The sequence below is a fragment of the bacterium genome, from assembly GCA_041648665.1.
Taxonomy (GTDB): Bacteria; UBA10199; UBA10199; order 2-02-FULL-44-16; family JAAZCA01; genus JAFGMW01.
This window is the reverse complement of the sequence record JBAZOP010000097.1, coordinates 1-10,808: the sequence shown is the minus strand read 5'-3', so window position 1 is coordinate 10,808 and position 10,808 is coordinate 1. Positions and strand designations below refer to the sequence as shown.

At 61.0% G+C, this 10,808-nt stretch carries 11 protein-coding genes; 10 read left to right on the top strand and 1 reads right to left on the bottom strand.

Features of this window, described 5'->3' with window-relative positions; all coding sequences use genetic code 11:
• The 9 genes from WC683_17330 to WC683_17290 form a co-directional block, all read left to right on the top strand.
• Positions 1–310 (top strand): phage major capsid protein (locus tag WC683_17330; protein MFA4974371.1); only part of this gene is annotated, 310 nt, incomplete at its 5' end.
• Between the two features lie 72 nt (positions 311–382).
• Positions 383–1,159, top strand: coding sequence for a hypothetical protein (locus tag WC683_17325; GenBank protein MFA4974370.1), 777 nt, complete (start codon positions 383–385; stop codon positions 1,157–1,159).
• Positions 1,160–1,209: 50 nt separating this feature from the next.
• Positions 1,210–1,878 carry a hypothetical protein gene (locus tag WC683_17320; protein MFA4974369.1) on the top strand — a complete coding sequence of 223 codons (669 nt, stop codon included), beginning with the start codon at positions 1,210–1,212 and terminating at the stop codon, positions 1,876–1,878.
• Positions 1,875–2,597 (top strand): hypothetical protein, encoded by a 723-nt coding sequence (locus tag WC683_17315; protein MFA4974368.1) that lies wholly within the window; start codon positions 1,875–1,877, stop codon positions 2,595–2,597. Before WC683_17320 ends, WC683_17315 begins: the two co-directional genes overlap by 4 nt.
• A gap of 12 nt (positions 2,598–2,609) precedes the next feature.
• Positions 2,610–4,400, top strand: a complete 1,791-nt coding sequence (locus tag WC683_17310) for a hypothetical protein (GenBank protein ID MFA4974367.1) — start codon at positions 2,610–2,612, stop codon at positions 4,398–4,400.
• A complete protein-coding gene (locus tag WC683_17305; protein MFA4974366.1) occupies positions 4,397–4,801 on the top strand; it encodes a GNAT family N-acetyltransferase in 405 nt (134 codons plus the stop codon). The genes WC683_17310 and WC683_17305 overlap by 4 nt, the downstream gene beginning before the upstream one ends.
• Positions 4,798–5,751 (top strand): tail fiber domain-containing protein, encoded by a 954-nt coding sequence (locus WC683_17300; protein MFA4974365.1) that lies wholly within the window; start codon positions 4,798–4,800, stop codon positions 5,749–5,751. The genes WC683_17305 and WC683_17300 overlap by 4 nt, the downstream gene beginning before the upstream one ends.
• Positions 5,752–5,754: 3 nt before the next feature.
• Positions 5,755–7,710 carry a phage tail tip lysozyme gene (locus tag WC683_17295; protein MFA4974364.1) on the top strand — a complete coding sequence of 652 codons (1,956 nt, stop codon included), beginning with the start codon at positions 5,755–5,757 and terminating at the stop codon, positions 7,708–7,710.
• Positions 7,711–9,468, top strand: coding sequence for a hypothetical protein (locus WC683_17290; protein ID MFA4974363.1), 1,758 nt, complete (start codon positions 7,711–7,713; stop codon positions 9,466–9,468). It begins immediately after the preceding gene.
• 164 nt (positions 9,469–9,632) lie between these two features.
• Here WC683_17290 and WC683_17285 read toward each other — a convergent pair whose 3' ends face one another.
• On the bottom strand, positions 9,633–9,869 hold the full coding sequence (locus WC683_17285; GenBank protein ID MFA4974362.1) for a hypothetical protein: 237 nt from the start codon (positions 9,867–9,869) through the stop codon (positions 9,633–9,635).
• Between the two features lie 68 nt (positions 9,870–9,937).
• On the opposite strand from WC683_17285, the gene WC683_17280 reads away from it, so the two are divergent.
• On the top strand, positions 9,938–10,808 hold an 871-nt coding region (locus WC683_17280), incomplete at its 3' end, for a hypothetical protein (protein ID MFA4974361.1).

Genomic DNA, 10,808 nt, shown 5'->3' with positions numbered 1-10,808 from the left:
GCTTCAGTCGATCCAGCGCATCGTTGATGAGAAGATGGCGGCGGCGGGCTTCACGGCGCTCGAATATCTCGGCGCCGGCAAGCGCGTGTCGGTTGTGCTCGACGGCGGCAAGAACGGCCAGATTCCGGAGAATACGGCCTACTTCCTCAACGAGAGCTACTTCTCCTACCGCCCGCATTCGGCCCGCAACTTCACTGTCGTCGGCGGTGATCGCGCGAATGTGAACCAGGACGCGATTGTGCGCTTCTACGCTTGGGCGGGAAACATGACGACTTCCGGCCGGCAGTATCAGGCGGTTCTTTTCTCCTGATCGCGATGAGGCGGCTTGCGGGTCGCCTCTCCATCTCATTCACGCGGCTTCGATCCGCAGGGAACCAAACCAATGACTATCTCCTACTTCCCGATCGGGGATAAGATCGGGCCTCGCATCTACACGCCTGTTGGTCCCGTCGATACGGTCAACGGCCCTTTTTATGAATACCGCGTCGGCTCCGTGATTGCGGAAGGCGACGGTGGCGCCGAGTTCGTCTATGTGAAGTTCACGGCGACGGCCGGTCAGGTGCTCAATCAGGGCGACCTGCTCGTCATCGACAACAACTTCACTGCGCTGAAGGCGACGAGCACGAATGCGCTGCTCGGAATGAAGGCTGGAACCTTCTTCGTCGGCGGGCGCTTCGGCGGTCCGCAGTCGGCTCCGTTCTCCTTCACCTTCAAGACGGCTGGCGATTACGGCCTTTGGGTTCAGACCGACGGGACGTCCCTTCTCAACGTGGCGAGCACTGGCGTTGTTCAGAAGACTGTGACGACGACGGCGACGGCCGGTCAGGCAGACGCGCCGACTGGCGGTCCTGCTGTCGGCACGAAGACGCTGTTCGGCGCTTTCCTCCCGGCCGCGTCCTATACGTTCACGGCTGATACGACCAACACGTCGAAGGTTCTGAAGAACATTTCGACCGTGACGGGGATTTATCCGAACCAGGCCGTGAGCGGAACCGGCATCGCCGCGAACTCGACCATCGTCTCGATCGATGGCAATCCCGGCGCCTACACGATCACGCTCAACAACGCCGCGACGGCGACGGGCAGCACGATCACGATCACGGCGACGGGCTATCTCGAGGCGTATCTCAACGACGCCTTCGTCAGCGCCGCCAACTGATAAACAAGCGAGGCGGCAGCGCCTCGCATCCTCCATCAACCGAGGCAAAAATGAGTAACTACTTCGGCGAAGTGCAACCTTTCGCGTCTGTGGACGAAAAGGGCACGACCTATGCCGGCATGAACGACGGCATTACCCCGGAATTCATCGTGGAGCCAGTCAAAGACGAGGCTGAAACGGAAAAGGCCGGCATCACCATTTACAAGAACGTCGAGGTCGTTCGCATCCGCATCGCCGGCGATCCCTACAGTGTCGCATCGACGATTGTCGATGACAACATCAAGCGCCGTTTCGCCGCCGAATATGCGCGGTGGAAGCAGGGGCAAGAGACGCGCGCGATCAATGGAACCCCGCTGCGTGAATGGGGACCGCTGGCGAAGTCTCAGGCGCTTACCTTCGAGGCGTCGAACGTCTTTTCCGTCGAAGATTTGGCGCATGTGTCGGATGCGCACATCGATCGTTTCCCGGATGGCCGCACATGGCGCAGCCGGGCGGCCGCTTGGCTCGCGAGCGCTTCCGACGGCTCCGCCGCCGCGAAATTCGCCGCCGAGAATGAGCGATTGAAAGAACAGATGGCTCTCCTCCAAAAGCAGGTCGAAGAGCTTGCGCGCCGTTCCGCCGAAGACCATGATGGCGAGACGCCCGAGCGGCTGCACTGGAAGACGCGCCAGCGATTGGAGCGTGAGGCCGCCGAAGCCGCGAAGGCGACGGCCGCGTGACGCTTCTCTCGATCATCTCCAATGTCGTGACGATCGCTGGCATTTCGAATGCCACGGTCACACAGGCGATAGGAAGCGCCGATTCTAACATTCGGCAGCTTGTCGCCCTGAGTCAGGATGTCGGAGACGAGATCGCTCGGCGCGGGACATGGCGCAATCTCAACGTCGGCCATCAAATAACAGGCGACGGCCTGACGACGTTGTGGATTTTGCCGGCGGATTTCGCGTCGCTCTTGCCGGCGAGCGCCATCAACGGCACATTCGTCTCTCTCGCCTATCCGACCATGCCTCTACGCGGGCCGGTGAATGACGAAGAGCTGAACATGCTGAAGGCGCTCCCGGCGGTCCCGCGCCCTTCCGTATGGCGGCTCATCGGGCAGACGATCGAGTTTTGGCCGGCGCTGGCGGCGGGCGAGGTCGTCACGGGACAGTTCCGCTCGAACTATTGGATTTTGCAGCACGGGGAGCCTGTGCGCATTTGCCAGTGGTCGGCGGACGATGATGTCGCGCTTGTCCCGGAGAAGCTTATCGAGCTCGGCACGATATGGCGGTGGCTGCGGGCGAAGGGTCTCGACTACGGCGTCGAAATGGAGCGCTTCGAGACCGCGCTGCAAGCCTATCTCGGGCAGGAAAATACGGGCCGCACGGTTGCGACGGCAAGAGGAATAAATCTTCCTCAAAATTTCTGGGGCGGCACGATCTCCGTCATCCCTCCGTGATCGTGGAATAACATGCTCACCAGAAGCAAGGCCAGAAACTCAAAGACCGGAACGCGAGGTCAGGTCTCGACGCCGACGTTTCTCGTCGCGCCGGTAGAGGGCCTGTATGTCGGCGCTCCGCTCGCGGAGGCTCCTCCGAAGACTGCGTTTATCCTCGACAACGCTTTTCCGAACCTCGACTTTGTTCGCGTTCGTGGCGGGACGCAGACATGGGCGTCTGGTCTCAGCGGCGGCGTCGTAGATTCCATTCTCACATGGACGGACGGCTCCACGCATCGCATGTTCGGATGTGTGAATGGCAGCATCTATGATGCGTCATCCCCCGGTCCTGTCGGGGCTTCTGTCGTATCTGGATTGACGCCCGCGAAGGTCGAGAGCGTCCAGTTCACCGGCACGGGTGGGCAGTTCCTCATAGCGGTGAACGGCTATGATCCGGCTCAACTCTTCGACGGGACGAGCTGGAACCCGACGATTTCATTCACCGCGACCGTTTCGGCTGGCCTGCCGACATTGAGCGCGGTATCCTCGTTCACTGGCTTGGTGAATGGGCAGGCGTTGAGCGGCCCCGGCATTCCGGACGGCGCGACGATATCGAGCATGAATGTCGGCGCCGGCACGATCACCATGTCCGCCAATGCCTCGGCGGGCTTTACGACGGCGGCGATTACGGCGTCGATCCTTCCGCCGATCTCCGGCTTGACGGGCAACCAACTCGCCCAAATTTGGGTCTACAAAAACAGGATTTACGGTGTCGAGCGCGGGTCTTTGAACGCGTGGTATCTCGGTCTCGATAGCATCGGCGGCCAGGCGACGAAATTCCCGCTCACATCGGTATTCACGCGCGGTGGGTATTTGCTCTGCGGCGGCACATGGGCGCTGCCGACGATCAATGGATTGTTCGAGGCTTGCGTGTTCGTCTCGAGCGAGGGCGAGGTCGCAGTCTATACCGGGCTCTATCCCGGCTCGACGGATTGGGCCAAGCAGGGCATCTACAAGATATCGAAGCCGCTCGGTCGGCGATGTCTGCTCAACACGGGCGGCGATCTGCTCATCCTTACCGAGGATGGAATCGTCCCGATGTCAAAGGTCGAGACGCTCGACCAACAGGCGTTGCAGAATGTCGCGCTGACGCAGAAAATCATGCCGGCATGGATCAAGGCAGTCAATCAGCGCACTGGCCTCGATGGCTGGCAAGCGATTATCTGGCCGCTGAACAGCATGGCGATCGTCAATCTTCCTCACTCCGGGCCAGAAGACAAAACGCAATTCGTCGCCAACTCGCGGACCGGAGCCTGGGGGCGCTATCTCGGATGGGACGCGAACTGCTTCGCGCTGTTCGACAATCAGCTATTCTATGGTTCATCTGACGGGCGCATCATGCAGGCCGAGGTCGGCGCGACTGACGATGGGCGGCCATATACGGCGACGATCTTCCCGTCATTTACGCATCTCGAATCGTTCGGCGTCAGAAAGCAAATAAAGCTCATCAAGACGCAGCTACAGGCGAATTTCTACGGCGCTGTGCAAGTGACGACGCGCGTCGATTATGATCCATCTATACCGGCTCCGCCTAGCGCTACGATCTCGACGGCAGTGGGCGTCGCGCGATGGGGCTTTGCTCGATGGGGCATCGATGTTTGGCCCGCATTGCTGTTCGATCTCAGCTTTTGGACCTCTCCGGCAGGGCTCGGAGAAGTGATATCGCCTGTGCTGCAAATCACACTGGACTATGCAGGGTTGCAGCCTGATTTTCGGCTCACTGGTTTCCAGGTCATCTATGAGACAGGATCGGCGATCGGATGAAGTCTCTCATTCATGATGACGATCTCGCCATCTATTGGGCCGGCAAACGCCTCGAGATATCGATAGCAAAGCCGGCAGTCGGATGGCTCGTTGTGGATCAGAGCGGCATCATCGGCGCTTGCATCCTCAACAATTACACATGCCCGAACAATGTCGAATTGACGGTCGTCGGCCCTGGCGCGTTCGATGTGAGGACCGTGCGGCAGATTGCGCGATACTGCTTTACGGTGGCGCGGCGCATCACTGCGATAACGAAAGAGAGCAATGCGCGCGCGCAGCGAGGATTGCGTGCGCTCGGGTTTCGCCATGAGGGCCGGCTCCGCGAGTATTTCGGCGAGGAAGACGGAATCGTTTTTGGTCTGACGCGGGCGGAACAGAAAATCGTGAGGGGAACAATATGAACGGAGGCGGAGGCGGCGGGAACGCGGCGCAGAACGCATTGATGCAATATGCCTTGAACCGGCAAGCGGCGGCGGATTCGCAACGCATGTCGATGGTTTCGCAGACTGACCCTTATGGCAGTCTCGATTATGCTAGCGATCCGAATTCCCCAAGCGGATATCGCGCGAACATCACGCTGTCGCCCGAGCAAAAGGCGATCCTCGACCAGCAGAACGCCGAACGCCTCGGGCAAGGCAAGCTCGCGAATTCGCTTCTCGGGACTGGCTTCGGCGCTCTGTCCGGCCAGCCGCTCAAACTCGGATGGTCAGATACCGAAGCTCGGCTCAACCAGATCAACCGCAATACGCTCGATCCGCAGTGGCAGCAGAACCAAGAACAGCTCGACGCGCAGCTTTACGCGAAGGGCGTTCAGCCCGGCTCGGCGGCCTATGACACGGCGATGCGCAATTTCGGCCAGCAGAAGAGCGACGCCTACAACAATATGTATCTGCAAGGCCACCAGACGGCTGTTAATGATTTGACGAACGAATACAACAGCCCGCTCAACGTGCTTTCCGCGCTTCAATCCGGCTCGCAAGTGCAGACGCCGAATTCCAGCTTCGTCAACACGCCGCAGGCGCAATTCAACGCCCCTGACTATATGGGCGCGATGCAGCAACAGCAGGCGCAATCGCAGGCGAATCGTCAGGCTGCGATGGGCGGCATATTCGGGCTCGCCGGCACGGTCGGCCGTGGTCTTCTTGGTTGGTCTGACCGACGGCTCAAGAAGGACATTCGCAAGATCGGCGAACTCGAAAACGGGCTCGGCGTCTATATGTTTAAATATCTATGGAGCGACGCGCTGCGCACGGGCTTGATGGCCGACGAGGTCGCACGGGTGAAGCCGGAAGCGGTCCACAACGTCGGCGGCTTCTTCGCCGTGGACTATGCCAAGGCTTTGGGGGTCTAATCCATGGGTCTTGCGGACGCGCTTGCGCTCCCCTCTCTCGGTTCGCTCGGCGCTCTCGGCGGCGTCAACAGCGCCCCTGTGACGCCAGACGCGATCAAGCGCAAGCGCGCGCTCGCCGACGCGCTGGCGAAGCAGGGCATGGACGCCAGTCCTATTCGCTCGCCGTGGCAGGGCGCCGCGCGTTTGGCGCAATCTCTCGTCGGCGGTCTCGAAGACGCGCGCGCGAACCAGCAGGAAGCGGCGGCGCAGGCCGACTTCAATAAGCAGTTCATGAGCGCGATCTCGCCGATGCTCGGCGGCGGCTCGGCAATGGCTCCGGCGTCAACCACGACGGGCGCCGCGGAAACGACGGCGCCCGCGCGTCTTCCGACATTCGCAACCGATTCCGGAATGCTCGCGACGGAATTGACAAAGCGCGGCTATAGCCCTGTTCAAGCCGCCGGCATTATCGGCAATCTTGCGCATGAGAGCCGCCTCGATCCGACGAACGCCACTGGCGACAATGGCACGTCGGGCGGATTGGCTCAGTGGCATAACGACCGTTGGGCGAATCTAAAGAACTTCGCACAAGGGCAAGGCGCTGACTGGCGCGATCCAAAAGTGCAGATCGCGTTCCTCGATAATGAGCTTCACTCGACGGAAGCGCCGACGCTTTCACGGCTCCAGGCTGCGAAGACGCCAGAAGAGGCGGCGCAGGCGTTCATCGGCTTCGAGCGGCCCAAGGGCTATACGCCCGACAATCCGATGGGCGCTATGGGCGCCGCTCAGCGCGTTGCCGCAGCCCGCAGCCTCTATGGACAGATTGCCCCGCAGACCGGACAGGGATCTCCCGCAGGCGCTTCCGGCCCTGCGCTGGCCTATGCTGGCGCGACGCCCTCTCCCGCAGCGGGTGAAGATGCGACGCCCGCCCCTGCGGCTGTTGCAGCCTCCTCCCCGGCCGCCGCACAGGTTGCGCAGGCTACAGCGACAACGCCGCAAGCGCAGGCCGCTGGCGCTCCGAAATACGATCCGCAAAAGCTGATGGCCGTCATCACGAACCCATGGGCGTCGCCTGCGCAAGCGCAAGTCGCGCTCGCGTTATTCCAGTCAATGCAGAAGCAGTCCAATCCCGTGACGCTTTCGGCTGGTCAGACGCTGTTCGACCCCGCTACCGGTAAGGCGATCTACACGGCTCCGAAAGACGACAAGGCCCCGGCTTCGGTCCAGGAATATGAATACGCCAAAAAGAACGGGTATGAAGGAACGTTCGCGGATTTCAGGAAAGCCTCGGATAAAACGCGCAATATCGAAGATGACGCGGCGTCTCGGCAGCGCCTCATTGTCGAGCAGGGCGGCGACCCGAAAGACCCGCGCAATCAGCAATACATTCTGACAGGGAAATTCCCCCGCGAAGATGCGCAGCCGTTGAGCGCGACGGATAAGAAGGCCATCCTCGAAGCGGATGAAATGGTCTCGCAGAATGAATCCGTGATCTCCGCTTTGCATCAAGCGAAGGAGCTGAGCAAGCAGGCGATGGGCTTCCCTGGCGCGAGCGCAGTCGCGAAGGTCGGGGCGGTCTTCGGGAATGAAGCGTCGCAGGCGACCTCCGATCTCGACAACCTTATGACATCGCAGGCATTGGCCCAACTCAAGAGCAGTTTCGGCGCGGCCCCGACCGAGGGCGAGCGCAAGATACTACTCGAAATTCAGGGCGCGTCGTCTCAGCCTGACGAGGTTCGCCAGAAGATTTACGATCGCGCCATCGCCATGGCCGAGAAGCGCCTTGAATTCAACCGGCAGCGAGCATCCCAGTTGCGCGAGGGCGACTTCTACAAATCCGGCGGTGGTAAAACATCGGCGGCTCCGAAAGAGGCGGCGCCTGCCGCGCCTGCCGCGCCGAAAGCTGGAGATGTCATCGACGGCTACCGCTTCAAGGGCGGGAACCCTGCCGATCAGAACGCTTGGGAGAAGGTGCAATAAATGGCTGGCCCTTGGGAACGCTTTCAGGCCGCGCCAGCCTCTACGGCGCCGGCAGAAGGCCCGTGGTCGCGGTTTGCGCCGCCGCCGGCAGAACCGCCGCCGGCTTCCATAGAGCAAGCCAGCGAGCCAGCGCCGGCCGCAGAACCGCCGTCCATCATCGGCGATATAGTGAAGACCGCGCCCGCTGCGCTCGCAAGAGGAGCCATCGGCGTTGTAGCATCGCCGTTCGATATCCCGGCTGCGATCAATCAAGGGCTGCATTGGATCGGCCGTAAGGTCGGGCTCGAATCCGATGGTCTTATGCCCGCCGGAACCGCTGAACTCCTAAACGCCCTCCGTGGGGGCAAAAATCCAAACGCGCCCCCCGATTATCTCGCGCCGAAGATCCAAAAAGCGATCGAAAGCGTAACTGGTCCATTCCATGAATCTCAGACGACCCCCGGCAAATTCGTTGGAGCGGCGTTAGAAGCCGTCCCGTCCGCCATGCTCGCGCCCGGCAATATGATGGGTAACGCGATCCGCTACGGCGTCATTCCTGGCCTTTCTGGTGAAGCCGCATCGCAGATCGCCCCCGACATGCCAGCCGCCCGGCTCGCGGGCACTCTCGCCGGTGTCGTTGGCGGGAACGCTATCGCGAATTTGCCGGGGCGCATTATTTCGCCGATGGCAATTTCAGACGAGCGCCGGTCACTTGTCGATACGCTGACGAAGGAGGGTGTCCCGCTTACGGCCGGGCAGAAAACCGGCTCCAAGTCTCTTCGCTATCTGGAAAGCCATTTAGGCGATCTCCCCGGCTCGGGAGGGAAGGCGGCGGCGCTCGACGAAGCACAGCGCGAGGCGTTCACGCGGGCGGCGCTGAAGCGGGCTGGTATCGACGCCGCGCGCGCGACGCCTGATACAATGGCCGCCGGCTACGACGATTTAGGCCAAAGGTTCGGCGATCTTTCGGCGCGGAATACGCTCAAGATGGACTCGCCTCTTGCGCAAGCGCTCGTTGACGCAGAACGGGAATACAACAATCTGACGACGCAGGCCACGCGCGCTCCAATCGTGTCGAAACTTGTTGACGACCTTCTCGGCAAGGCGATCGGCGGCGGCGCTATCCCCGGCGAAACCTATCAAAACATGAGGTCTCAGATTGGGAAGACGGCCGAAACTTTCAGAATGGCCGACCCGGCGCGGGCGGAGGCGCTTCGAAATATCCGCGGCGCCCTCGACGAAGCCATGACCCGTTCGATTTCGCCGGAAGACGTCGGCGCATGGGCGCAGTTGCGGCGTAAATATGTGAATTATAAGGCTCTCGAAAAAGCGGCAGCCGGAGCAGGAGAGAATGCGGCACAGGGCTATATCTCTCCGGCGTCGCTGCGGGCGGCAATTTCCGCGGGGAACAAGAGAGGCGGTTACGTCAGAGGGGAAGGCGATCTCGCGGATTTGGCACGCGCTGGCGTAGGGGTCATGTCGCCATTGCCTAACAGCGGGACGCCCGCACGCCTCGCGAGCCAATCTATGCTTTCTGCTCCCGGCGCTGTAGCAGGCTCTCTTATGGGCGGCGCTCCAGGCGCGGCATTCGGCGCTGCGGCTGCGCCATTCGCGCCCGGTCTCGCCGGCCGAGCGCTCATGTCAGGCCCAGTGCAAGCGTATCTGTCCAATCAACTCGCCCCAGACCTCGGGCTGATTTCACAACTCGATCCCGCGGCTCGCCGCTTGGCCGCGGCTCTTGCGCTGCGCTCGAATATCTCGGCGCCTGGAGCGGAATGATCGGATTTCGTCTCCGATCTCGCAGACAAGCATAGTCACGCCTTCTGCGAGCAAAATCCCGGTCGCGACCAGAAGCATAGGCCGTTCAGAAGCCCCATCAAATGCAGCCCAGATGAATAAGCCGATAATCGCGCCTTGGGCAATTTTCCACTTCATGGCGCGCCTCAGAAGCAAGTGGTTGTCGTTCCGAACTGCTGGCACGTCACCGGCCCGGCGCCGGCGATGGCGGCGGCTCGCGCTTCCTGCATTTGCTTGAGACGCAAGCGGCAATCGACATAGGCGGCGGTTCCTGGCGCGGCGCCGAAAGACTTGCACTCGGCGTCCGCCTGCTGAGCCAACTGAGCAGCGCAACCAGATAGCGCAGCGGCCAAACCGATGGCCGCGACAAATCGCTTCAACATTCAATCCTCTCCAATCCTGCTGAAAAGCGGGACCTGACCCTACGCCTTCACGCGAGGAAATCAAGACCGTGCCCAGAAACGCGAGCGGCATCTACACACAGCCGTCAAACACGCAGGCCGTTCAAGGGAATATCATTTCCCCAGACGCCTACAACAGCCTGATTACCGATATCGGGACGGAGCTGACGAACTCGCTCGACCGGCAAGGACGCTCCGCCATGGGCGCGAACCTGCCGATGGGCGGGTTCAAGGTCGTCAATGCCGCAGAGCCGACCTCCGCGCAGGATGTCGCCACGAAGAATTACATCGATACGACAGTAGCGCCTATCAATGCGACGATTGCCGGTCTTCAATCGACTCTCGTATTCCTGCGACCGGAGAACAATCTCAGCGATGTGTCGAATGTTGCGACGGCGCGGACAAATCTCGGCCTCGGGACAATGGCGACGCAGAATAATGTCGTCGCGGCAAATCTCCCGTCTGGATCGACGATCCTACTGAATACGTTTGCCGCGAACAACAGCGCCACGGTCTCGGACACGACGAGCTTCACTGCCGCATATACGGATTACGAGATTGTCGTGAGCAATTTGGTCCCTGGAACGGGGGGCGTCGATCTCGGGTTCCAAGTCCATTCCGGAGGATCATTTGCCAACACATTATATGAGTATAGCCAGATCGCGGTGAGTGTCGTCGGCAGCGCGGTATCTGGCAATGCGAGTGGTCCGAATATCTCATTATCTCAGCCGGGGGGCGTAACCGTCAGCGCGCTGCCGGGCTGGAACGCGAGAATTCACATCACGGAGCCAACGCAAACATTCGGCCCGAAAGTCATAAGTTGGGAACTGACTATGCCGTCTACTTCCGGAGGCATGCACACAGTGCGCGGAGGCGGTTGGTGGTATGGCGGCGCTGGCGCCGTTACAGGGTTCCAGCTTT